At 55.5% G+C, this 22,850-nt stretch carries 22 protein-coding genes and 1 tRNA gene; 3 read left to right on the forward strand and 20 right to left on the reverse strand.

Annotated elements, in window-relative coordinates:
* Positions 1–75: 75 nt before the first annotated feature.
* From G364_RS0105935 to G364_RS0105965, 7 genes are all read right to left on the reverse strand, one after another.
* Entirely contained in the window at positions 76–324 is a 249-nt protein-coding gene (locus G364_RS0105935) for a hypothetical protein (RefSeq protein WP_156816457.1), read from the reverse strand.
* Positions 325–344: 20 nt separating this feature from the next.
* On the reverse strand, positions 345–1,706 hold the full coding sequence (locus tag G364_RS0105940; protein ID WP_051089264.1) for an MFS transporter: 1,362 nt from the start codon (positions 1,704–1,706) through the stop codon (positions 345–347).
* Positions 1,707–2,020: 314 nt separating this feature from the next.
* Entirely contained in the window at positions 2,021–4,198 is a 2,178-nt protein-coding gene (locus G364_RS0105945; protein WP_026344727.1) for a malate synthase G, read from the reverse strand.
* Positions 4,199–4,512: 314 nt separating this feature from the next.
* Complete coding sequence (gene phoU / locus G364_RS0105950) at positions 4,513–5,217, reverse strand: phosphate signaling complex protein PhoU (protein ID WP_019934238.1); 705 nt, start codon at positions 5,215–5,217, stop codon at positions 4,513–4,515.
* A gap of 10 nt (positions 5,218–5,227) precedes the next feature.
* The gene (gene pstB, locus G364_RS0105955) at positions 5,228–6,040 is read right to left on the reverse strand and encodes a phosphate ABC transporter ATP-binding protein PstB (RefSeq protein WP_019934239.1); all 813 of its coding nucleotides are present in this window, start codon (positions 6,038–6,040) and stop codon (positions 5,228–5,230) included.
* Positions 6,041–6,073: 33 nt separating this feature from the next.
* Entirely contained in the window at positions 6,074–7,723 is a 1,650-nt protein-coding gene (gene pstA / locus G364_RS0105960) for a phosphate ABC transporter permease PstA (RefSeq protein ID WP_026344728.1), read from the reverse strand.
* Between the two features lie 11 nt (positions 7,724–7,734).
* A complete protein-coding gene (locus tag G364_RS0105965; RefSeq protein ID WP_019934241.1) occupies positions 7,735–9,954 on the reverse strand; it encodes an ABC transporter permease subunit in 2,220 nt (739 codons plus the stop codon).
* 155 nt (positions 9,955–10,109) lie between these two features.
* On the opposite strand from G364_RS0105965, the gene G364_RS0105975 reads away from it, so the two are divergent.
* The gene (locus tag G364_RS0105975) at positions 10,110–10,610 is read left to right on the forward strand and encodes a glycine cleavage system transcriptional repressor (protein WP_019934242.1); all 501 of its coding nucleotides are present in this window, start codon (positions 10,110–10,112) and stop codon (positions 10,608–10,610) included.
* A gap of 3 nt (positions 10,611–10,613) precedes the next feature.
* Here G364_RS0105975 and tadA read toward each other — a convergent pair whose 3' ends face one another.
* On the reverse strand, positions 10,614–11,099 hold the full coding sequence (gene tadA, locus G364_RS0105980; RefSeq protein ID WP_019934243.1) for a tRNA adenosine(34) deaminase TadA: 486 nt from the start codon (positions 11,097–11,099) through the stop codon (positions 10,614–10,616).
* A gap of 167 nt (positions 11,100–11,266) precedes the next feature.
* On the opposite strand from tadA, the gene G364_RS0105985 reads away from it, so the two are divergent.
* Positions 11,267–11,343: transfer RNA gene (locus tag G364_RS0105985), tRNA-Pro, on the forward strand.
* Between the two features lie 48 nt (positions 11,344–11,391).
* Here the strand turns inward: G364_RS0105985 and G364_RS0105990 are convergent.
* From G364_RS0105990 to G364_RS0106010, 5 genes are all read right to left on the reverse strand, one after another.
* Positions 11,392–11,853, reverse strand: coding sequence for a GNAT family N-acetyltransferase (locus G364_RS0105990; protein ID WP_019934244.1), 462 nt, complete (start codon positions 11,851–11,853; stop codon positions 11,392–11,394).
* Positions 11,854–12,057: 204 nt separating this feature from the next.
* Positions 12,058–13,026: a PstS family phosphate ABC transporter substrate-binding protein gene (locus G364_RS0105995; RefSeq protein WP_019934245.1), complete on the reverse strand. Its 969-nt coding sequence runs from the start codon at positions 13,024–13,026 to the stop codon at positions 12,058–12,060.
* A gap of 86 nt (positions 13,027–13,112) precedes the next feature.
* Positions 13,113–14,438, reverse strand: coding sequence for a phosphate regulon sensor histidine kinase PhoR (gene phoR, locus G364_RS0106000; protein ID WP_019934246.1), 1,326 nt, complete (start codon positions 14,436–14,438; stop codon positions 13,113–13,115).
* A 6-nt stretch (positions 14,439–14,444) separates the two neighbouring features.
* Positions 14,445–15,134 (reverse strand): phosphate regulon transcriptional regulator PhoB, encoded by a 690-nt coding sequence (phoB, locus tag G364_RS0106005; protein ID WP_019934247.1) that lies wholly within the window; start codon positions 15,132–15,134, stop codon positions 14,445–14,447.
* Positions 15,135–15,227: 93 nt separating this feature from the next.
* Positions 15,228–15,659 carry an N-acetyltransferase gene (locus G364_RS0106010; RefSeq protein ID WP_019934248.1) on the reverse strand — a complete coding sequence of 144 codons (432 nt, stop codon included), beginning with the start codon at positions 15,657–15,659 and terminating at the stop codon, positions 15,228–15,230.
* Between the two features lie 174 nt (positions 15,660–15,833).
* Between G364_RS0106010 and rdgC the strand changes: the two genes are divergently transcribed.
* Complete coding sequence (gene rdgC, locus G364_RS0106015; protein WP_026344729.1) at positions 15,834–16,742, forward strand: recombination-associated protein RdgC; 909 nt, start codon at positions 15,834–15,836, stop codon at positions 16,740–16,742.
* A gap of 151 nt (positions 16,743–16,893) precedes the next feature.
* Here rdgC and suhB read toward each other — a convergent pair whose 3' ends face one another.
* The 7 genes from suhB to G364_RS0106050 all read right to left on the reverse strand — a co-directional run bounded on the left by suhB (position 16,894) and on the right by G364_RS0106050 (position 22,844).
* A complete protein-coding gene (gene suhB / locus G364_RS0106020; protein WP_026344730.1) occupies positions 16,894–17,697 on the reverse strand; it encodes an inositol-1-monophosphatase in 804 nt (267 codons plus the stop codon).
* Positions 17,698–17,867: 170 nt separating this feature from the next.
* On the reverse strand, positions 17,868–18,119 hold the full coding sequence (locus G364_RS0106025; protein ID WP_019934251.1) for a YfhL family 4Fe-4S dicluster ferredoxin: 252 nt from the start codon (positions 18,117–18,119) through the stop codon (positions 17,868–17,870).
* Positions 18,103–19,497, reverse strand: coding sequence for a prephenate-dependent tRNA uridine(34) hydroxylase TrhP (gene trhP / locus G364_RS0106030; protein ID WP_019934252.1), 1,395 nt, complete (start codon positions 19,495–19,497; stop codon positions 18,103–18,105). Before trhP ends, G364_RS0106025 begins: the two co-directional genes overlap by 17 nt.
* A 95-nt stretch (positions 19,498–19,592) precedes the next feature.
* Positions 19,593–19,979: a YgiW/YdeI family stress tolerance OB fold protein gene (locus G364_RS0106035; RefSeq protein WP_019934253.1), complete on the reverse strand. Its 387-nt coding sequence runs from the start codon at positions 19,977–19,979 to the stop codon at positions 19,593–19,595.
* A 231-nt stretch (positions 19,980–20,210) separates the two neighbouring features.
* Positions 20,211–21,989 carry a DEAD/DEAH box helicase gene (locus tag G364_RS0106040; RefSeq protein WP_019934254.1) on the reverse strand — a complete coding sequence of 593 codons (1,779 nt, stop codon included), beginning with the start codon at positions 21,987–21,989 and terminating at the stop codon, positions 20,211–20,213.
* A 126-nt stretch (positions 21,990–22,115) separates the two neighbouring features.
* Positions 22,116–22,541, reverse strand: a complete 426-nt coding sequence (locus G364_RS0106045) for a hotdog fold thioesterase (protein WP_019934255.1) — start codon at positions 22,539–22,541, stop codon at positions 22,116–22,118.
* Positions 22,542–22,601: 60 nt separating this feature from the next.
* A complete protein-coding gene (locus G364_RS0106050) occupies positions 22,602–22,844 on the reverse strand; it encodes a GlsB/YeaQ/YmgE family stress response membrane protein (RefSeq protein WP_019934256.1) in 243 nt (80 codons plus the stop codon).
* Positions 22,845–22,850: the final 6 nt, after the last annotated feature.

The following is a 22,850-nucleotide window of genomic DNA, read 5'->3' on the forward strand; positions in this document are numbered from 1 at the left end:
GGGGAATGGTGAAGGCAGTGATACAGGCCCGAAAAAGGAAAAACCCCGGCCAGTGGCTGGCCGGGGGAACAAAATTCACACAACTTCCAGATCAGGCTCAGGCTCGGTAACAATCGGAATAACCTCTGCCTGTCCGGCTTGTTGCTGCAACCAGTGCAGCACTCTGGCAGGGTAACAGTCATCCGCCGACCAAATACAGGCGGGCGGGGTCGAGACAGCCTTCATAAGCGGCACACTATCCATGGACTTGTCCTCGCTGATTGAAACCAGACTCAGAATACCGCCGGTCAGTGACGGTTTAATGACACTACCCCATTTCTGCATGAAAGGCCAACCCGTGCGCATCAGGCCGGTATCTGCTCCGCTTTTTCGGCCTCAGGTACAGTCAGCTCCAGCTCCATCTGACCAGCACTGGCCTCGGCAATGGCTTCCTCTTCCAGATCCGGAAACACCTCCTCCATGGGCAAGTCCACAAATTCTTCATTCCGGGGATCCAGCTCGGTGATCACCCCGGCAGTGTCTACCGGCGTAGCAATATAAGCCGCTTGCTCTTCCACCGGTAATTCAGGAGTACGCCGCTGCCACCACCAGGTGTAAGTACCCAGCAACAGCGCCACACCGGCACAACCGATATAAAGCCCCTGAGGGCCGAGCCAGCTCATCATGGCGGAGCTGAACAGCGGCCCCAGGGAGCTGCCAAGCCCATAACTCAGCAGCAGGGTGGTGCTGGCAGCCACAATATGCTCAGCTTCCATACGGTCATTGGTAATGGCCACCGCCACCGGGTAGATGGAAGCCACCATCCCCATATAGAGAGCTGAGAAACCAATCAGAATGCCCAGATGATAACCACCGGCAATAATCACGCCGGCCGCACTCAGGGCTATCACCAGATTGATGGCCAGCATGATGCGGCCGCGATCCAGCCGGTCACACAAGCGCCCCAAAGGCCAGGCAAACAGAATAAAAGTAAAAATGGACGCAGCCATAAAATAAGACAACTGATCCACCGGCAGCCCCACCTGAATGGCATAAACCGGTGCCATGGCATAAAAACTGCTGATCAGCACACCACTGCACAGGGCCGCCAGCAGGCCTACCGGCGCACTGCGCACTATGGCCTTCAAACTGATACGCTCACTGTGCTCTACCGTAGGTGCTTCCATGCGCGTCAGTGACAGTGGCACCAGAGCGGCGGTCAGCAAAATGGCCCCGAGCGTAAAAGGCACAAAGGCGGCGGGATCGATAAAGCCAATCAGCAGCTGACCGGCGGTGGCCGCCATGTAAGCACAAATTTGGTAAGCGAAAAACAGGGTAGCCCGGTTATCACTGGTAGCCACGGCACTGAACCAGCTTTCAATCACCACAAAACTGCCGGCCACGGCAATGCCGCTCAGCGCACGCAGCAGCGCCCAGATAATAATGCTGTCGGTAAGCGGAAAAATCAGAGTAGAGCTGGCCAACACAGCACTGAACACCGCAAAGGCACGAATATGCCCTACCCGCTTGATCATTCTGGGGCCATACAGTGAACCCAGCACAAAGCCCACCGAATAGCACACCATAATGCTGCCGATAAGCGTCGGCTCCACCTGCCTGAGCCCCAGGTTAACGCCCAGCAGGGTCATCACAAAGGTATTCCCCCCCATCAGCAGAAATACACTGAAAATAAGCGACGACAGCGAGATAACCAGACGTCTTATCATGATGGCAACACTCTGAATAAAAAATGAATATTGCTCAGATTGGCAGCAAGCCGCGGAGCTGAACAAGCCTCATTCATTCAAAACCCGCGACAGATCACTGTTCTTGTCTCTTCACCGGAATGAATGCTGAAAGGAGGGCAAAAGGAGCAGGTTCACGACCAGGATGGCATTGGCCGGACGCTACAGGGAGGTACTCGAAACGTGTCGGGAAGCCGGCCGTTTGGCCGACTTTTTCTGTACATACAGGCGACACCGCCCACAAACAAAAACCCCCGGCCTGAGGCCGGGGGTTTTTCGTTAAGCAAAAGCCGGGCTTAACCCTGAGCTTTCAGCTTGCGACGGTAGGCGTGCAGCAGCGGTTCAGTGTAACCGCTGGGCTGAGTGGTACCCTCGAACACCAGAGCACAGGCTGCCTGGAAGGCAATGCCGTCAAAGTCGGGAGCCATGTTGCGATACAAAGGATCACCGGCGTTCTGCTCGTCTACGATGGCGGCCATGCGCTTCATGGACTCCATGACCTGCTCTTCAGTCAGAATGCCGTGGCGCAGCCAGTTGGCAATGTGCTGAGCAGAAATACGCAGGGTAGCGCGGTCTTCCATCAGGCCCACGTTGTTGATGTCGGGCACCTTGGAGCAGCCAACACCCTGGTCGATCCAGCGAACCACGTAACCCAGGATACCCTGAGCGTTGTTGTCCAGCTCATTCTTGATCTCATCTGCAGTCAGGGCATCACGATCAGCCTTGGTCAGCAGCGGAATGGTCAGCAGATCATCCAGCTTGGCAGGCTTGCGCGACTTCAGCTCGTCCTGACGCTCTTTCACATTTACCTGATGGTAGTGAGTGGCATGCAGCACGGCGGCAGTCGGAGACGGAACCCATGCAGTGTTGGCACCGGCCAGCGGGTGAACGATTTTGGTTTCCAGCATGGTGGCCATGTTATCGGGAATCGCCCACATGCCTTTACCGATCTGGGCTTTGCCCTGCAGACCGGCAGCCAGACCCACGTCTACGTTGTTGTTTTCGTAAGCATTGATCCACGCCTGTTTACGCATGTTGCCCTTGCGTACTACGGCGCCGGCTTCCATGCTGGTGTGGATTTCATCGCCGGTACGATCCAGGAAACCGGTGTTGATAAATACAACACGGTCACGGGCTTCATAAATAGCAGACTTCAGGTTGGCGCTGGTACGACGCTCTTCATCCATGATACCGACTTTCAGCGTGCTCTCCGCCAGACCCAGTACTTTTTCGATGCGGCCGAACAGTTCAACAGCAAAGGCCACTTCTTCAGGACCGTGCATCTTGGGCTTAACGATATATACACTGCCGGTACGGGAATTACGGAACTGGCCGTTGCCCTTGAGGTCGTGAATGGCGATCAGACAGGTTACCAGACCGTCGATGATGCCTTCCGGAACTTCGTTACCGTCTTTGTCCAGAACGGCTTCGTTGGTCATCAGGTGACCCACGTTACGGACAAACAGCAGGCTGCGGCCGTGCAGAGTAAAGGCTTCACCCTGCGGATTCAGATATTCGCGATCCGGATTCAGGGCACGAATGATTTCTTTATCGCCCTTCTGAATTTTCTGGGTCAGGGTGCCTTTCATCAGGCCCAGCCAGTTGCGGTATACGCCGACTTTGTCTTCGGCATCCACCGCCGCTACGGAATCTTCGCAGTCCATGATGGTGGACAGGGCCGCTTCAACGATCAGATCCTTGATGCCGGCCTTGTCGAGTTTGGCAACCGGGTTGGCAGCATCGAACTGCAGCTCAATGTGCAGACCGTTGTTACGCAGCAGTACCGAAGCAGGTGCAACAGTGTCACCCTTATAACCGGCGAACTTGTCGGCATCGGCCAGAGTAGTGATATCACCGTTTTCCAGCGTGATCTGCAGCTGACCGTTAACAACGGCATAAGCAGTGGCATCGGCATGGCTGCCGGCAGCCAGGGGAGCGGCCTGATCCAGCAGATTACGACCCCAGGCGATTACCTTCTCGGCACGACGCGGGTTCAGTGACTTGGTTTTTTCAGCGCCATCCGTCTCGGCAATGGCATCGCTGCCATACAGAGCATCATACAGGCTGCCCCAACGGGCGTTGGCGGCGTTCAGGCAATAACGGGCATTATTGACCGGAACCACCAGCTGCGGGCCGGCCAGTGTCGCCAGTTCAGCATCTACGTTGGTGGTGGTAATTTTGTAGTCTTCCACCTCCGGCACCAGATAGCCGATGTCGGTCAGGAATTGTTTGTAGGCCGCGGCATCGTGGGGCTTGCCAGCATTGGCATGGTGCCATTCGTCAATCTGCTTCTGCAGTGCATCGCGCTTTTCCAGCAGAGCGCGGTTTTTAGGGGCCAGATCGTTAACAATCTGTTCCATGCCACTCCAGAACGCGGCGGGCTCAACGCCGGTACCGGGAATGATTTCATTAACTACCAGATCATGTAGAACGGTAGCGACTTGCAAAGTGCCGAGGTGAGTACGTTCCGTCATAGTTGCTTCTTCTATTCTAGTTGTCAGTAGTGTTCGACCGATCACTAACCCTAATCGCATGGGAGCGATAGTTTACCTGCGAAGGAGGAAAGAGGCAAAGTCGAATTGTTTTATATAGTCACAGGATCTTCACAATTTGTGAATAAAAGATTATTACCAAAAATTTATTACTTATAATTCAAACATATGGTCAAAGCGCTGGAATTTTAACCTTTGATTCAGGATCCATCAAGGATCGGGGATCAGTTTGGCGCTTTGGTCGCGTCTGCATACAAAAAAACGCGCCGAGGCGCGTTGTTGTAAAACCGTTCTGCTCAGTCCAGCATGCTGTGAATATCTTCATCACTGATGTGGCGCACATCTTTTCCCTTCACGAAATAAATGATGTATTCGCAGATGTGCTGGACTCTGTCTCCTACCCGTTCCAGGGAGCGGGCGCACCAGAGCACATTAAGCACATGAGGAATGGAACGTGGATCTTCCATCATAAAGGTCATCAGCTCGCGAATAATCGACTCGTATTCTCTGTCTACCTTGTCATCTTCCTTGTGCACTTCGATGGCCGCCTCCACATCCATGCGGGCGAAGGCATCAAGCGACTCGTGCAGCATGCGCACGGTACGCCGGCCCATGTTCTCCATGGACACCAGCGGCGGCTGCTTTTTATTGGCATTGTCGAGCAGCATCATGCCGATGCGTTTGGCCACATCACCGATACGCTCCAGATCGGTAATGGTCTTGATAATGGCCAGCACCAGACGAAGATCCGAGGCTGCCGGCTGGCGCTTGGCAATAATGCGGGTGCACTCTTCATCAATCTGCACTTCCAGCGCATTAACCTTGTGATCGTTGGCCACAATCTGCCGGGCTGTGGTCATGTTCTGCTCATGAATGGCAGTAATGGCATCGGTCAGCTGCTGCTCTACCAGCCCGCCCATCACCAGCACCTGATTGAGCACCCCTTCCAGCTCGGTATTAAACTGGCCTGAAATATGTTTATTAAGATTCAGCTTATCCATTGCGGGCTCCTTAGCCATATCGACCGGTAATATAGTCTTCGGTCTTTTTCTTGCTGGGGGTGGTAAACAGGGTGTTGGTATCGGCGTACTCAATCAGTTCCCCCATATACATAAAGGCGGTCTGATCCGACACCCGCGCCGCCTGCTGCATGTTATGGGTCACAATCACCACAGTGTATTGAGATTTTAGGGTGTTGATCAGCTCTTCAATCACCAGGGTGGAAATGGGGTCCAGCGCCGAGGTGGGCTCATCGAGCAACAGTACTTCCGGCTCGATAGCAATGGCCCGGGCAATCACCAGACGCTGCTGCTGACCGCCGGACAGGCCAAAGGCATTGTCGTGCAGCCGGTCCTTTACTTCATCCCACAGGGCAGCCCCGCGCAGTGAACGCTCCACCGCCTCATCCAGCCGGCGGCGATCATTAATGCCCTGCAGCCGAAGGCCGTAAACCACGTTTTCATAAATGGATTTAGGAAAGGGATTGGGACGCTGAAACACCATGCCAACTTGCCGGCGCAACGCCGCCACATCCACTTCCTTGCCGTAGATATTCTGGTTATGCAGCAGAATTTCACCTTCTATGCGGCAGGTTTCCACCAGATCGTTCATGCGGTTAATACAACGCAGCAGGGTAGACTTGCCACAGCCGGACGGACCGATAAACGCAGTGACCTGCCCTTTGCTGATATTCATGTTGACATCAAACAAGGCCTGCTTGGCACCGTAGAACAGATTAAGCCCGCGCACTTCCAGTGCCGTCTGTTGCAGTGACGGAGCCTCGGTAACAATATCCTGATCCAAAGTGGTCGCCAGGTTAATCATGGTTTGTACCTCTTTCAATGTTGGCAGGCTGAATTACTGATCCAGCGAGCGGAATTTTTCACGCAGATGATTACGAATACCGATGGCGGTCAGGTTAAGCCCCACAATGACGGTGACCAGCAGGAATGAAGTGGCATATACCAGGGGGCGGGCCGCCTCAACATTGGGGCTCTGAAAACCCACATCATAAATATGAAAGCCCAGATGCATGAATTTGCGATCCAGATGCAGATAGGGAAAGTTGCCGTCCACCGGCAGATTGGGTGCCAGCTTAACCACTCCCACCAGCATCAGTGGGGCTACTTCCCCCGCCGCCCGTGCAATGGCCAGAATAAGGCCGGTCATGATGGCCGGGCTGGCCATGGGAATAATGATGCGCCAGAGGGTTTCTGCCTTGGTCGCCCCCAGCGCCAGCGAGCCCTGCCGTACCGAGGTGGGTATGCGTGACAACCCCTCTTCGGTAGAGACAATCACCACCGGCAGGGTCAGAATGGCCAGAGTCAGCGCCGACCAGAGCACACCGGGCGAGCCAAAGGTAGGGCTGGGCAGGGCTTCGGGATAAAACAGCTTATCGAGAGAGCCACCCAGCATATACACGAAAAAACCAAGACCAAACACACCGTAAACAATGGATGGCACCCCGGCCAGATTGATCACCGCAATGCGAATAACCCGGGTCAGGCTGTTCTTGCCGGCATACTCATGCAGATAAATAGCGGCCACCACTCCCAGCGGAGTAACAATAATGGCCATCAGGATCACCATGAACACAGTGCCGAAAATGGCCGGAAACACACCACCTTCCGTATTGGCTTCCCGCGGGTCACTGCTCACAAACTTGCCGATGGCAGTAAACCAGTGTCCGGACTGTGCCAGCAGGCTCATGTTGTTAGGCCAGGCCACATCCAGTACTTCGCCAAGCGAAATGGTCACCTCCTGACCACGCATGTCTCGTACTATCACGCTGTCGCGACGGGCCTGTTCACGCAGGGCAAACAGCTCTTTTTCCAGTACACGATAGTCAGCACGCAAGGTTTCTTCCTGAGCACGGATATCGGCCAGCGCATCGTCAGTCAGCTCTCCGTCCAGTTCCAGACCACGCTGTTTCAGCCGCAGCCGCTCAAGCTGATGGTTGATGCTGCCAATATCCCCTTTTTGCAGCGTTTCCATACGTTCGTTCAGCTCGTCTACACGAGCAATACGGGATATCAGCTGCTCATGCGTATCACCTGCAACGCTGCTGCCGTTTTCCAGCACCCGTTCAACATAACCATAAAAATTGCCGTTATGAGAACGTTCAATGACCGCCAGGTCTGCCGGTTCGCTACGGGAAATAATGTCGGTTTCCAGGATCCAGCGAAAATCGAGAGGCACGAACTCCCGGTTGCCGGTTTTTACCAGATAACGGGTCAGGCTTTCTTTGGTCACCCCTTCAAGTGCCAGTCCGGCACCACGCAGCTGGGCCACCGGCACCTGTTCACGATCATGAATTTCACCGATCACGGTATAGCGCTCTCCTTCCGGCGTGCTCAGCTGCCATTCATAGATGGTATGCGGCCAGAAGTAAGTAAGACCACGCCAGCCAATCATCAATAACAGGCCAAGCACTGCTACCAGGCTGAGGCTGACTGCACCGCCGGTCATCCAGATCCAGGGCGTCCCTGATTTGAACCATTTATTCATCGTATCGCCCCTTACATTGAGCTGTACTTGTCACGCAGCCGCTGACGCACGAACTCCGCAATCGTATTGAACAGGAAGGTAAACACAAACAACACAAAGGCCGCCAGGAACAACACCCGGTAGTGAGAGCTGTTTACTTCCGCTTCCGGCATTTCCACCGCTATATTGGCCGCCAGGGTACGCATGCCGTTAAAAATACTTAAGTCCATCACCGGCGTATTGCCGGTGGCCATCAGTACTATCATGGTTTCCCCTACGGCCCGGCCCAGCCCCATCATGACCGCCGAGAAAATTCCCGGGCTGGCGGTCAGCATGACCACCCGGGTCAGGGTCTGCCATGACGTTGCGCCCAATGCCAGAGAGCCGTTGGTGAGATGCCGGGGCACCGAAAACACGGCGTCTTCAGCAATAGAGAAAATGGTAGGAATAACGGCAAAGCCCATGGCAATGCCCACCACCAGAGAGTTGCGCTGATCAAAGCCCACGCCCAGCTCATTGGTCAGAAAACTGCGGGCATCACCGCCAAACAACAGGTTTTCTACTGCCGGACTGAAAGCAAAACAGGCCCAGCCCACCAGCACTACCACCGGCAGCAACACCAGACTGTGCCAGCCTTCGGGCACGGCATTGCGCAGCCGCTTCGGTAAAAAGCGCCAGCCAAAGGCAGTCAGCAGCATGGCCGCTGGCATCAGCACCAGCACCAGCACCACACCGGGCAGATGCGTTTCAATTAAGGGTGCCAGCCAGAGACCAGCCAGAAAACCGAGAATGACGGTGGGCAGGGCTTCCATGATTTCTACCGTCGGCTTGACCACCTTGCGCAACCCGGGCGACATGAAATAAGCGGTATAAACCGCACCGGCAATGGCGATGGGCACCGCAAACAGCAGCGCATAAAAGGCCGCTTTCAGGGTCCCGAAGGAAATAGGCACCAGACTCAGTTTGGCTTCAAAATCACTGCTGCCGGAGGTGGACTGCCATACATACTGGGGTTCGGGATAGCCTTCATACCAGACTTTGGTCCACAGCGCTTTCCAGGTCACTTCCGGATGCTCATTCTCCACCTCAAAGAAAGCCAGACGATTATTTTGCTCCAGCAACAGCAGATTATTACGCGGAGACAGGGCAAGGGACGAGACGTTTGCACCAGCCAGGGTGTCCGAGAAGAGATGACTGTCACCCGTGGTATGGAAAATATCGATATCACCCCGGGTACTGACAGTCACAAAGCCCTTACGGTTAATTTCATTGGCTATCTGCGCTACCGGTCCTGCGGCTTCAAACTCACGAATGAAGGTAAACTCGCGTTTACCGTCTTTGGCCACTTCAAACCACTGAGACACAACGCCGTTATCATTGCCAACCAGCAAGGAATTGCCGCCGGCCAGCAATATCATGGTGCTGATATTCCCCCCCGGTGCATTCATGGAAATGACAGAACGCAGCCGTACCTGATTGATGTTACGCACATCATATACCGACACTTCATTGCCACTGCGTACAAACATAAAACGCAGATTTGGCGTGACCAGCATCTGATCTACCCGGGCCGGCAAACCGGGAATCGCGACCTGAGTCGGCGTCAGCTCAAGTTCACCGGTGAGAAAGTTTTCCTTGCCGGCAAAGCGGGTCAGCACCATATCACCGCCGGCCACTACGGCTGCAGTCAGCAGATCCTCACCATTGGTCGCAAAGCTCAGCCGCTCAAGCGCCCTGCCCTGTTCGTCCACCTGCAGCGGCGCTGCACCAAAAGGCTGAGTGATGCCGGGGGTAATGGTGCGCACATTATCGGGATAGCTGACATCAAATTTGGGTGCCAGCACCCGTATGGTACCGTTATCAAAACCATAGGCCACCATGGGCTTGCCATCGTTGGCCGCGGCCGTGGTGATGTTTCCGGGCACCGACTCGCTGGCCAACAGCGCCCCGTTTTGCCGCAGGGAATAAAAGTGAATATCGCCGAGGGCCGAAAAAGTAAAGGCCTGCTCGTTCTGCTCCTCCACTCCCAGCAGCAACGGTGCTTTATCTCCGGCAAGGGCAAACTCCCCCGCCGGCGTCACCTTGGCTCCGTTAAAAATCGGTTTTACCACATACAACAAATAGAAAAAGATAAGCAGCAGGGCCACCAGTACAATAATGCCGCCGGCGGTCACGCCCATACGGGCTGCTCTGTCCTTGAGCCAGCGCTTGCGGCTGCCGGTCAGGGCCATGGTTTGAGTCTGGGTTGACATGCAGTCACTCCGTTTGCTTTGCAACTGCACGCATTCTATGGCGATGAAATGACAATTTTGTTACAGAGCACAAAAGCGGGCCGCCAGCCTGTAAAAAAAACCGGTGGCGTGTATCTTGAACAATGAAATGGTTTCATTCATCAAGGAGAGAAGGTATGAAAACCCTGGTCGCCACCCTGATAGGTCCCGATAAAACCGGGCTGGTAAGGCAGCTGGCTGCACTGGTGCGCCGGCACCACGGCAGCTGGCAGAGCAGCGCCATGAGCGAACTGGCCGGCTATTTTGCCGGTATTGTGGAAATACAGGTGCCCGCTGAGCACAGCGAGGCACTGGAACAGGCGCTGCTGTCACTGCCGGACTTTCAGGTCCAGCTGGTGGAAGGGAAAGGGCCTGCCCCCCATGGCCAGCGGTTAAAACTGACCGTCACTGCCAATGACAGGGTCGGTATCATCGACGAGGTCACCGACATCATTAACAGCCTGAATATCAGTGTCAAAACCCTGAAAACAGACAGCCATCCCGCTGCCATTACCGGCATTGCCCTGTTTGAAGCACAAAGTACCCTGACGCTGCCTCACGGTCAGACCCTGGAAGATCTGCAAACCCGGCTGGAAGCCCTGAGTGATGATCTGGTAGTAGATATTGAGCTGATATAACCGTCAGCCGGTCTGCTGGCGGGCGGCTTTTTTTTCGGCCCGCCGGCGCTTGAAAAAAGCACTCAGCTGGGCGGAACACGGCTCAGCCAGTACCCCCGACTGCCAGTCAATGCGATGATTCAGCCCGGGCGTGGCCAGCAGTTGCAGCACTGAATCCACCGCGCCGGTTTTGGCGTCACTGGCACCGTAGACCAGACGCTGAATACGGCTGTGCACCATGGCCCCGGCACACATGATGCAAGGCTCCAGAGTCACATAGAGTGTGCATTCCAGCAGGCGATAATTACCTAAATGTGCGCCAGCCTGACGCAGCGCCATAATCTCGGCATGAGCGGTGGCATCGTGATGGCCGATGGAGCGGTTCCAGCCCTCACCCACACAGTGCCCGTTGTGCACCACCAGGGCCCCTACCGGCACTTCTCCTTCCTGCTCGGCCCGCATTGCCAGCGCCATGGCCCGGCGCATCCAGTATTCATCTTGCTCGTTCATTACCGCCTCCTGAAGGCGGCTATTATGGCAAAAGCCGGCCCGGCTGCAAGCAAAGCAAAAAACAGCCGTAAAAACCGCCAGCACGGACAATAAAGCGACAAACGAACACAAAAGCCTGAAACAGGGCTTGCAGCAAAGCAGGCAGATCTTTATAGTTGCACTCGATTCGGCGTGTAGCGCAGCCTGGTAGCGCACTGTCATGGGGTGTCAGGGGTCGGAGGTTCAAATCCTCTCACGCCGACCAAATCATCCTGAAAAAGCCCACTGCAATGCAGTGGGCTTTTTTGTTGTGTTATGCCTTGTACTCCATCAACAGCACCTGCACCGGCTGGCCATGACGCTCAAGCCGGCGCTGCTCTACTTCAATAAAACCCATGGCCTCAAAAAAAGGCCGGGCATTAATGCTGGCATCACAATACAGACGGCTCAGCCCTCTTGATGCGGCTTCGGCCTTGAGTCGCTGCATCAGGGCACGACCTATGCCTTCCCCCTGCCTGTCATGATGCACATAAAACAAGTCAATACGGCCGTCATCGTCCAGCTCGGCAAAACCAAGCAGCCGCTTTCCTTCCATTGCCACCAAAGGCCGGGTGCGTATAAAACGGCTGACCCAGCGCGGCTCGTCATAATCCTCAGGTGCCCAGACCGCCCGCTCACTTTCACTGTAATCGGCCTGACTGATCCGGTGCACGGTATCGTGGAACAACTGCCAGATACTGCCCGTTTCACCACTGTGGATCGTCCTGATTTCCATAATTGCTCCTGCGTAGATACTGCTTACATGCTTCCTTCTCTATATAGCCACAGTTACTGCCAAGAAAAAAGTGGTCTGGCAGCCAGTTTCTGACGCTTAAGCCGATTTCTTATACTATTGGACTAACAAAGCCCTGTTAATGAACATAAAAAAGCCCCGGACCAGCCGGGGCGCAAACAACAACCATAACGAAACAGTAAAACCTTACAGACCCAGCTTCTTGAGATCCGCTTCTACTACGGCAGCGGGCACAGGCACATAGCCGTCTTTATCAACAATCTGCTGGCCCTGTTTGGACAGCATCAGCTTGACGAACTCGGCTTCCATCGGTCCCAGAGGCTTGTTCGGGTGCTTGTTCACATAAACATACAGAAAGCGTGACAGCGGATAGTCGCCGCTGATGGCGTTATCGGCATTGGCTTCCACATAATCAGCAGAGCCGGCCGGTGCCAGAGGAACGGCACGTACACTGGACGTGCTGTAACCCAGACCGGAATAACCGATGGCATTCAGGGAAGAAGACACTGACTGTACCACGGACGCAGAGCCGGGCTGCTCATTTACGTTGTTCTTGAAATCACCTTTACACAGCGCCTCGTCCTTGAAATAACCGTAGGTGCCGGACACAGAGTTGCGGCCATAAAGCTGAATATCACGGTTGCTCCAGTCACCATCCAGACCGGCCTGACCCCACTGGGTAATTTGCTCGGCCATGCCGCAGGCCAGGGTGCTGGAGAAAATGGCATCTACCTGATCCAGGCTCAGGCCATCAATCGGATTGTCTTTGTGGACGAACACGGCCAGCGCATCAATGGCCACACGAATGGGCGTGGGCTTGTAACCATGACGCTTTTCAAAGGCTTCAATTTCATTGCTCTTCATGGCGCGGCTCATGGGGCCGAACTGGGAGGTACCCTCGGTGAGGGCCGGCGGCGCGGTAGAAGAGCCGGCTGCCTGAATTTGCACGTTGACGTTAGGATACTGGCGCTTAAATTCTTCCGCCCACAGGGTCATCATATTGGCCAGGGTGTCGGAGCCGACAGAAGACACGTTACCGGATACACCACTGACTTTCTCATAATCCTTCAGCGATTCATCTACGGCAGCAGCAGCTGAGGCAGCGGCCATGGTGAATGTTAAACCCAGTACAGTTGCCAGTTTGTTCAGTTTCATCCTTAATCTCCAGTAAGTTCGGTCTTTCAAGACGCGGCCAGTATGGTTGCCGGCAATGACAATGCTATGAAACCCTGATGACGGTTTTATGACAGGGTGTCAGTTACTCTCTGGCTGCTGTCGGTAACCAGCAGCCGGGCAGGCAAGACAAAGCTGAAACAACTGCCTTTACCGGCGCGGCTGCTGATTTCAAGATGGCTGTCATGGTGGCTGAGTGCATGTTTCACGATGGCAAGCCCGAGCCCGGAGCCGCCGGTCTGACGACTGCGGGCCTTGTCAACCCGGTAGAAACGCTCGGTCAGGCGGGCAATGTGCTCCGGGGCTATGCCCTCGCCGTTGTCGGTCACGGCAAAACGGCCGGCCTCTCCTGCCCGCTTCCATTCCACCACAATATGGCTGCCTGCCGGTGTGTGACGCACGGCGTTATACACCAGATTGGAGACGGCGCTGCGCAACTGCTCCGGCTCACCTCGCACCTTGAGACCGGGTTCGACATCAAAGCTGAAGGTATGTTGTCGCTCGCCGCTCAGGGCCACGGCTTCCTGCTCCAGCATATGCAGCATGGCCGGCATATCCACTACCTTGCTGAAGTCGGGCTGAGTGGCAGCTTCATAGCGGGTCAGGGTCATCAGCTGATTGACCAGGGCGTCCATGCGCTGGGTCTGCTCCAGTAACACCCCTTGTGTTTTCTGCCAGCGCTGCGCAGAAGGCAGCTCTTCCAGCATTTCCAGGTAGCCTTTTAATACCGTCAGCGGCGTGCGCAACTCATGGGACACGTTGGCTACAAAGGACTTGCGCACCTGCTCCAGACTGCGCAACCGGGTCACGTCCCGCACCACCAGCAGCGCCTGATCATCGGTATAAGGCATGATGCGGCATTCCAGCAGCCGCTCTTCACTGAGGGGAGAAGGCATTTCCAGCGGCTCACGAAAGTCTGCCCGCTTCAGGTAAGCAATAAATACCGGCATGCGAATCAGGTTGCCGATATGCTGGCCGGCATCGTCGGGCCAGCGAAATCCCAGCAGCTGCTGAGCCAGCTTGTTACACCAGATAATACTGCCATCGCGGCGAATCACCACGGCAGCATCGGGCAGGGCCTCGGCACCTTCCCGAAACCGGCGCACCAGTCGTGCCAGCTCACGCCGCCGGGCTCGCTGGCGCTGCTGTAACCGGTAAATACCGTTAAAGATTCCTTCCCAGCTGCCCTTTCCTTCCGGTGGGGTCAGGCTACGATCCTGCCACAGCCATATCGATAAGCGACGCTGGGAACGGTAGTGCAAAAACAGCTGTATGATGGTGCCAGCCAGCAGACCGGCCGCCAGGTTGCCCGCCAGCAAGCCGGCAAAGCCCAGCACGGAATAAAACAGCGCCCAGCGCCACCAGCGGCTTTGGCCGGATGTTTGTTGCTGCATAAAGCCTCAGAGGCGAACGGAAAAACGGTAGCCGGCACCCCGTACCGTCTGAATCAGCTGGTCATGGCCACCGGCAGAAATGGCCTTGCGCAGCCGGCGAATATGCACATCCACGGTACGGTCTTCCACAAATACATTGGTGCCCCAGACGTTATTGAGCAGTTGTTCGCGGCTGTAAACCCGCTCCGGATGCGTCATAAAGAAGTGCAACAGTTTGAATTCGGTCGGCCCCATCTCAAGTTGCTGGCTGTCAGTACTGACACGATGGCTCAGCGGATCCAGCCGCAGTCCCTGCACTTCAATCACATCTTCCACCGAGGTCGGTGCCACCCGGCGCAATACTGCCTTCAGGCGGGAAGTGAGTTCTTTGGGTGAAAACGGCTTGGTAATGTAATCATCGGCACCCACATCCAGGCCCTTGATTTTGTCTTCTTCTTCAGCCCGGGCGGTCAGCATGATCACCGGGATCTGACGGGTCAGCTCGTCTTGCTTCAGATGTTTGATAAGCTGAATACCACTGCCACCGGGCAGCATCCAGTCGAGCAGAATAAGCTCAGGATAAGGCTCTTTAATCAGCTCCAGAGCCTGGTTGTAGTCTTCGGCTTCCTGCGTTGCAAATCCTTTTTCTTCAAGCACGAAACACAACATTTCACGAATGGGTGCTTCATCCTCAACCACCAGTATTTTCCGTGTCATTTTCCCTTGCCTCTTGAGATGGGTCTTTTGGATGGAACCCATTATTGGAAGCAAGTATGACATTTTTATGAAACCATGACGCAAAGGTTTCATTTATAAGGCGGTATTAAAGCCCATGCACAGCTGTGGCTGGCCTGTGCCCGGATCCGTGCTTTCATCAGTAACGGTAAAACCGTGCTGACGATAGAAGTTCACTGCGATATCGTTTTCACAATATACGTTTAAGATCAGCTGCTTGCGACGGCGTTTGGCGGTGGCCATCAGGGCCCGGCCAATGCCTTTTTGCTGGCAGTCCGGACGAACAAACAGCGCCGCCAGATAATTATCTGCCAGCGCAATAAACCCCTGTATATGCCCTTCCCGCTCGCACACCCACACTTCTGCCGAGGGCAGATAGCGGGCCCGCATCTGTTCCTGCTGCTGCCACCAGTAGGCGGCAGGCACAAAATCGTGAGCCTGCAAGGATGCCAGCAACCAGACATCCAGGATGGCATCAGTATCTTCCGGCCTGGCCTGTCGTATCATTCCCTTTCCTCCGCCCCCGCTGATAACGTCATTGTATGGAGTCGCAGCCGGCCGGCGCGCGAATTTGTTCACCTCTGTGAGCAGGGTCCGCATTTATCATTCGGTAATGAACCACTGATCACAAAGTCGGATTACAGTACAATGCCTGTTTTTCGGCTCATGACCGAGGACGCCATGTGGTTTAAGAATCTGCAAGTTTACCGTTTTACCCGCCCCTTTGAACTCAGCCTCGAGGAGCTGGAAACCCAGCTGGAGAGCATGACTTTCAGCCCTTGCGGCAGCCAGGAACAAGCCAAGTTTGGCTGGATTTCCCCGCTGGGCAAGCAGGGCCAGGCCCTGACCCACAGCGCCGGCAATCAGATTTTGCTCTGTGCTAAAAAAGAAGAAAAAATGCTGCCGGGCTCTGTGGTCAATGATGAAGTCGCTGAAAAAGTGGAGTCTCTGGAAGCGGAACAGGGCCGGGCCCTGAAGAAAAAAGAAAAAGATGCCATCAAGGAAGAAGTGATTGTCAGCCTGCTGCCCCGCGCCTTCAGCCGCTTTCAGCAAACCTGGGCCTGGATTAACCCTGATGACGGCTTTATTGCCGTAGATGCCAGCTCCGCCAAGCGTGCCGAAGATCTGCTGGCGCTGCTGCGCAAGTGTATCGGCAGCCTGCCGGTGGTGCCTCTGGCCATGACCACGCCTCCGGAGCTGACCCTGACCGACTGGCTTAAAGAAGGTGCCGCTCCCGCCGGCTTTGCGCTGGAAGATGAAGCCGAACTGCGCTCGGCACTGGAGCACGGTGGTATTATTCGCGCCAAGCAGCAGGATTTGCTGAGCGATGAAATGAAAGCCCACCTCGACGCCGACAAACTGGTCACCAAACTGGCGCTGAACTGGAGCGAGGCCATCAGCTTTATTATCGGCGATGACATGAGCATCAAGCGGCTCAAGTTTTCCGAAGAGCTGCGCGAGCAGAACGATGACGTAACCAGCGAAGATGCCGCTGCCCGCTTTGACGCCGACTTTGCCCTGGTCACCGGCGAACTGTCCCGTTTTATTCCCGAGCTGATTGACGCCATGGGGGGGGAAGAAAGCCGTTAATCGGACTCGGCTACAGCCCGCCGCCAGACACCTCTTTTTGCCCCCCAAACGTGGGCCTGCAACATACAGATTCCGCGCTCAGTCCCTGAGCTCCAGCCATAAAAAAGCCCCGCTCGCTGGCGGGGCCTTGAATATCTGCTGCAGACCGGACTTAGTTGGCCAGGGATTCGGGCAGATGCTCGCGAATGGTGGACAGCATGCTTTTCAGTACCTTGGGATTGGCACAGACCACGTTGCCGCTGCGATCAAAATTGTGGCCACCTACAAAGTCGGTCACGATGGCACCGGCTTCCCGGGCGATCAGACTGCCGGCGGCGGTGTCCCAGGGCTTGAGGCCCAGCTCCCAGTAACCGTCTACCCGGCCGGCGGCTACATAAACCAGATCCAGGCTGGCGGCACCGGCACGGCGAATGTCGGCACACTGCAGGAACATGCCCTTGAACATGGCCAGATAGGCATCAGTCTGGTGCTTTTGTTTGAACGGAAAACCGGTGGCCAGCACGGTATTGGTCAGATCTTTGGCCTTGCCGGTGCGAATGCGGTAGCCGTTAAGCTGAGCGCCGGAGCCGCGGCTGGCGGTAAAGAGTTCATCACGGATGGGATCGTATACAACCGCCTGCTCGGTGCGGCCTTTTACGCGCAAAGCGATGGAAACGGCAAAGTGAGGGATGCCTTTCATGAAGTTGGTGGTGCCATCAAGGGGGTCGATAATCCACTGATAATCCGGGTTGCTGCCCGTCAGCTCACCACATTCTTCACCAATAATGGTGTGCTCGGGATAAGACTTGCGAATGGTGTTTATTACGGCACTTTCCGCGTCAAGATCGACATTGGTAACGAAATCATTCTGGCCTTTTTGACGAGTTTCCAGATTGTCCGGATTGGCAAAACCCTTGACGATAACCTGACCGGCGTTACGCGCAGCGCGTACCGCAATATTCAGCATCGGATGCATATGAGAAGACCCACTTGATGTTAAAGAACAAAATTCGAGCGCGAATTATACCAGCGTGCCCATGGCAGGCAAGGATTAATATGAATGGCTGTTAAACCGTCTGCGAGCAGTAACAAGGGCACAGGCAGCACCTTGGCCTGGTCTGTGCCGGGAGTATAAAGACGCGACCACTATGCCTGATGATGCAGCACCACAAATTTGTCCCAGAGCTGCTCTTCGGTTTCCTGATGTTCCGGATCGTTAATAATGCAGTCGATGGGACAAACACTGATGCAGGTGGGCTTGTCGTAATGGCCCACACACTCGGTGCACAGGTCCGGGTCTATCTCGTAGATCTCCGGACCGTAATAAATGGCACCGTTCGGGCACTCCGGCTCGCACATGTCGCAGTTGATGCAGTTGTCCTTAATTAACAGCGCCATCAGCCTGCTTCACATGAGGGTTGCGGGTGTCCTGCTGTTCACCCAGGTTGCGCATCAGAATGCCGTAGGTCACATCAATGTCGGCGTCGATGGGAATATACATGACATGGCCGTTACCCGGAGCCACGTCCACCTGCTCGCCCTTGCGGTTTTTCATTTGCTCCAGGGTAAAGGTGATGTTGCCCTTGGGCGTCATCAGCTCCAGGCTGTTGCCCACCAGGAACTTGTTTTTCACTTCCACTTCTACCCAGTCGCCGTCGCGCTTGGTGATCTCGCCCACAAACTGCTGGCTGGTGGACACAGAGTAGCCGTAGTCGTAGTTCTGGTAGTCGCCGTGAGCATGACGCTTCAAAAAGCCTTCGGTATAGCCGCGATGCGCCAGGTTTTCCAGGGTGCTCATCAGAGTGGTATCAAAGGGCTTGCCGGCCACCGCATCGTCAATGGCCTTGCGGTACACCTGAGCGGTGCGGGCCACGTAATAGAAGGACTTGGTACGGCCTTCAATTTTCAGTGAATGCACACCCATACTGGTCAGGCGCTCCACATACTGCACCGCGCGCAGATCCTTGGAGTTCATGATGTAGGTGCCGTGCTCGTCTTCATAGGCGGCCATATACTCGCCCGGACGGTTGCCTTCTTCCAGCAGCACCGGCTCGTCATGGGGCTTGCCGGCACCCAGAGTGGGGCTGATGTCGCTTTCTACCGGCTGCACCAGGATCGGCTCCTGCTTGTGCACTATCTGGCCGGCGTCGTCTTCCTTGGCCTCGTGCACTTTATATTCCCAGCGGCAGGCGTTGGTGCAGGTACCCTGGTTGGGATCGCGCTTGTTGATATAGCCCGACAGCAGGCAGCGTCCGGAATAGGCCATACACAAAGCGCCGTGCACAAACACTTCCAGCTCTATGGTGGGACAGTGGCTGCGAATTTCTTCAATCTCTTCCAGCGACAGCTCCCGGGACAAAATCACCCGCTCAATGCCGTAATCCTGCCAGAACTTGACCGAGGCCCAGTTAACGGCGTTGGCCTGCACCGACAGGTGAATGGGCATGTCGGGAAAATGCTCACGCACCAGCATGATAAGACCCGGATCGGACATGATCAGCGCATCGGGGCCCATGTCGACCACGGGTTTCATGTCGCGCAGAAAGGTTTTCAGCTTGGCGTTGTGAGGCTGAATATTGACCACCACATAGAACTTTTTGCCCAGCGCATGGGCTTCGTTAATGCCTATCTGCAGGTTTTCGTGGTTGAATTCGTTGTTGCGCACCCGCAGGGAGTAGCGGGGCTGGCCCGCATATACGGCATCGGCACCATAGGCAAAGGCATAGCGCATGTTCTTGAGCGAGCCGGCGGGAGAAAGTAATTCGGGTACAAACATAAGGTTCTCGTCTGATGTCAGGTCAGCAGGCCGCCACCTGATGGCAGCCGGGGCCGGTATCTTACTCTTATGTTCCCCTGATTTCGAGCATACCGTTACCGATAAGCCGGGCGTACCCGCTCCACCTCCAGCTCATTGCGACCGTCGTCCCTGTCGACTTCGGCCCAGATCAGAATTCTGCCCCGGCGGTGGCGGCGCAGTTTACGCCAGTCGTCGTCATCCATTTCTATTTTGATGGTGCCGGTGCCGTCACTGAACAGAAACTCGTCGTCATCGAGCCGGCGTACGATATGCCCGGACAGAATTATGCGGCTGTCATCCCGCAGATGTTTGGCTTCGGCCACGCTGGTGACGGGCAGCCGCTCACGGTAATTATCACGATATTCACGATCCTGGTCGTAATGCCAGTTGTCATGAGCCTGAGCTGGGGCCAGGGTCAGCCACAGCAGTCCTGCCAGACTGAAAAGAGAAACCTTGCGCATAATAGAACTCCTGCCACTGTGATGAAGCGCCAATATAGGGAGTGGTTGCGAAGGAAACGGTCGCAGGCGGCAGTCACAGCCAAAGACATGCTGAAAAGAGAAACCTGTGGGACAGTTCTGGTCATATGGTGCGTCAATGAGGCATCGGCCCATTCGGTTAACACCGGGCATGCAACAAAAAAAGCCCGCCGGTATTTGCCGGCGGGCTTTTTTATTCAGCGTGAAACGGGATTAGCCGTTCAGACGCTTTTCGTTGCGACGGGGGCGGAACTTGCCGCGCTCACCACCACGCTCATCCTTGCCACGGAACTGGCGACGGGGCAGCGGGCCACCTTCGTACTTGGCCAGGTTCAGCGGACGCTGACAAACCCGTACTTTCTGCAGTACCTGCTGCAGCTCGGAAGGAATGCCTTCCGGCAGATCCACGGTAGAGAAGTCGTCATGGATCTGGATCTGGCCGATAAAGCGGGATTCCAGATCGGCCTCGTTGGCAATGGCACCCACCAGATGGCCCGGCTTGACGCCATGTACCCGACCCACGTCAACGCGGAAGGTTTCCATGGTCACACCAGACACCTCGTCCTTGCCACCACGGCGCGGGCGCTCGCCACGCTCGGGGCGGTCACCACGGCCACGGGGCTCACGGGCTTCACGCACATCCGGGCGACGGGCCGACATCGGCTTGTCTTCCACAAACAGCGGACGGTCACCCTGCAGCAGACGGGCCAGACCGGCGGCCAGGGCGGCAGTGTCCATGCCATCGGCCTGCAGCTCAGTGACCATTTCCACGAAAGGTGCCAGGGCTTTTTCGTCAGCCTCTACGCTGGTACGAATACGGGCCTTGAAGCGCTCGGCACGAATCTTGTTGATATCATCAGCGCTGGGCATGCTCATTTCTTCAATGGGCTGGCGAGTATGACGTTCCAGATTGTACAGGCTGCGCTTTTCACGGCCGGTCACAAACAGGATGGCGTCACCTTCGCGGCCGGCACGACCGGTACGGCCAATGCGGTGCACGTAAGACTCGTTATCATGGGGCATGTCGTAGTTGATAACATGACTGATGCGCTCCACGTCCAGACCACGGGCTACCACATCGGTGGCAACCAGCACGTTCAAACGGCCGTTTTTCAGACGATCTACCACTTTTTCCCGCAGTTTCTGCGGAATATCACCGTGCAGAGCTTCACAGGCATGGCCTTCACGGGTCATCATTTCAGCCACATCTTCCGCATCTTTGCGGGTGCGCACAAACACCAGACAGGCGTCCATGTTTTCAGTTTCTACCAGACGGCACAGGGCTTCCTGCTTGGGCATGCCACGCACAAACCAGTAACGCTGGCGAATGCTGGCGTTGGTGCGGGTTTTGTTGGCAATGCGCACTTCCTGCGGATTCTTCAGGTATTTCTGAGCAACACGCTGAATGGCCGGCGGCATGGTGGCAGAGAACAGCGCGATCTGACGGGTGTCCGGAGTGTGCTCCAGAATCCATTCCACGTCGTCGATAAAGCCCATGCGCAGCATTTCGTCGGCTTCATCCAGCACCAGCGCCTGCAGGTTGTCCAGCTTGAGGGTGCCACGGCGCATGTGGTCCATGACCCGGCCGGGAGTACCCACTACGATATCAACACCGCGCTTGAGAGCACGGATCTGGCTGTCGTAGGCCTGACCACCGTAGATGGACATGATACGAATGTCTTTCTGATATTTGGCGTAGTTTTCAAAGGACTCAGCCACCTGAATGGCCAGCTCCCGAGTCGGGGCCAGTACCAGCACCTGCGGATAGGCGTTACCGCCGGTAATGCGGCTCAGCATCGGCAGAGCAAAAGCAGCCGTTTTGCCGGTACCGGTCTGGGCCAGACCCAGTACGTCGCGCCCGGTCAGCAGCGTCGGAATGGCGGCGGCCTGAATAGCAGAAGGCTGCTCATAACCGGCGTCGGTCAGAGCTTGAAGAACGGCAGGCGCCAGCCCGAGGTCAGCAAAAGCGGGTACTACAGAGGTATTTGTCATTTATTAACAGTTCCGAAAAAATAAAATGTCGGCGGACTGATACAGTAAAAGGCCGGGGAAAAGCCAATACTCACTCAAAGCGAGGGCTTTTCTTTACACGAAATGTGTCACATAAGATACACAAGGCTAATCTGGCCGTTTTTGTCTCAACACCGCCATGGTTAACCGGCTGGTACATACCAGGCGGTTACGCTCGTCATGGATGTCGATCTGCCAGACTTGTGTCGTCGCGCCCAAATGGAGGGGACGTGCGGTTCCTGTTACCAGGCCGCTTCGTTTGGCGCGGACGTGATTTGCGTTAACTCCCTGACCAACGCAATAAAAACCCGCTTCAACGCACATATTGGCAGCTACTGAACCCAGGGTTTCGGCAAACGCGACACTCGCGCCGCCATGTAACATGCCAAGAGGCTGATGAGTACGGCTGTCTACCGGCATGGTGCCGCGTAGAAAATCGTGACCCACTTCACAAAAGGTCATGCCCAGCTGGGCTGCGAGCGTATTCTCCGACAGTTGGTTCAAACTGTCCAGTGTAAATTCACGTTTCCACATATTTAACTGCAGGGATTGGGGAATGGGATCGCTAACCCCTGATCCCGAGTCCCTATTCCCTCATCTTTTTTTGATTTTGCCGACGATAAAGATAAGCAGCACGGCACCGGCCACCGAGGTGACCAGAGAGCCGATAATGCCGGTGCTTTTAAGGCCGATCAGCCCAAACACCACGCCGCCCAGAAAGCCGCCCACCAGTCCAATAACAATATTGCCCAGCAGGCCAAAGCCACCGCCTCTGGTCAGATTGCCGGCAATCCAGCCCGCCAGACCACCGATAATCAGTCCTAAAATAAGACCCATATGTTT

The organism is Oceanimonas smirnovii ATCC BAA-899 (genome assembly GCF_000381965.1).
GTDB classification, from domain to species: Bacteria; Pseudomonadota; Gammaproteobacteria; order Enterobacterales; family Aeromonadaceae; genus Oceanimonas; species Oceanimonas smirnovii.

Bases quoted from the DNA above. Each gene is read 5' to 3' on its own strand.
- G364_RS0105935 (WP_156816457.1), bottom strand. From the start codon at position 324: ATGCAGAAATGGGGTAGTGTCATTAAACCGTCACTGACCGGCGGTATT.
- G364_RS0105940 (WP_051089264.1), bottom strand. From the start codon at position 1,706: ATGATAAGACGTCTGGTTATCTCGCTGTCGTCGCTTATTTTCAGTGTA.
- G364_RS0105945 (WP_026344727.1), bottom strand. From the start codon at position 4,198: ATGACGGAACGTACTCACCTCGGCACTTTGCAAGTCGCTACCGTTCTA.
- phoU (WP_019934238.1), bottom strand. From the start codon at position 5,217: ATGGATAAGCTGAATCTTAATAAACATATTTCAGGCCAGTTTAATACC.
- pstB (WP_019934239.1), bottom strand. From the start codon at position 6,040: ATGATTAACCTGGCGACCACTTTGGATCAGGATATTGTTACCGAGGCT.
- pstA (WP_026344728.1), bottom strand. From the start codon at position 7,723: ATGAATAAATGGTTCAAATCAGGGACGCCCTGGATCTGGATGACCGGC.
- G364_RS0105965 (WP_019934241.1), bottom strand. From the start codon at position 9,954: ATGTCAACCCAGACTCAAACCATGGCCCTGACCGGCAGCCGCAAGCGC.
- G364_RS0105975 (WP_019934242.1), top strand. From the start codon at position 10,110: ATGAAAACCCTGGTCGCCACCCTGATAGGTCCCGATAAAACCGGGCTG.
- tadA (WP_019934243.1), bottom strand. From the start codon at position 11,099: ATGAACGAGCAAGATGAATACTGGATGCGCCGGGCCATGGCGCTGGCA.
- G364_RS0105990 (WP_019934244.1), bottom strand. From the start codon at position 11,853: ATGGAAATCAGGACGATCCACAGTGGTGAAACGGGCAGTATCTGGCAG.
- G364_RS0105995 (WP_019934245.1), bottom strand. From the start codon at position 13,026: ATGAAACTGAACAAACTGGCAACTGTACTGGGTTTAACATTCACCATG.
- phoR (WP_019934246.1), bottom strand. From the start codon at position 14,438: ATGCAGCAACAAACATCCGGCCAAAGCCGCTGGTGGCGCTGGGCGCTG.
- phoB (WP_019934247.1), bottom strand. From the start codon at position 15,134: ATGACACGGAAAATACTGGTGGTTGAGGATGAAGCACCCATTCGTGAA.
- G364_RS0106010 (WP_019934248.1), bottom strand. From the start codon at position 15,659: ATGATACGACAGGCCAGGCCGGAAGATACTGATGCCATCCTGGATGTC.
- rdgC (WP_026344729.1), top strand. From the start codon at position 15,834: ATGTGGTTTAAGAATCTGCAAGTTTACCGTTTTACCCGCCCCTTTGAA.
- suhB (WP_026344730.1), bottom strand. From the start codon at position 17,697: ATGCATCCGATGCTGAATATTGCGGTACGCGCTGCGCGTAACGCCGGT.
- G364_RS0106025 (WP_019934251.1), bottom strand. From the start codon at position 18,119: ATGGCGCTGTTAATTAAGGACAACTGCATCAACTGCGACATGTGCGAG.
- trhP (WP_019934252.1), bottom strand. From the start codon at position 19,497: ATGTTTGTACCCGAATTACTTTCTCCCGCCGGCTCGCTCAAGAACATG.
- G364_RS0106035 (WP_019934253.1), bottom strand. From the start codon at position 19,979: ATGCGCAAGGTTTCTCTTTTCAGTCTGGCAGGACTGCTGTGGCTGACC.
- G364_RS0106040 (WP_019934254.1), bottom strand. From the start codon at position 21,989: ATGACAAATACCTCTGTAGTACCCGCTTTTGCTGACCTCGGGCTGGCG.
- G364_RS0106045 (WP_019934255.1), bottom strand. From the start codon at position 22,541: ATGTGGAAACGTGAATTTACACTGGACAGTTTGAACCAACTGTCGGAG.
- G364_RS0106050 (WP_019934256.1), bottom strand. From the start codon at position 22,844: ATGGGTCTTATTTTAGGACTGATTATCGGTGGTCTGGCGGGCTGGATT.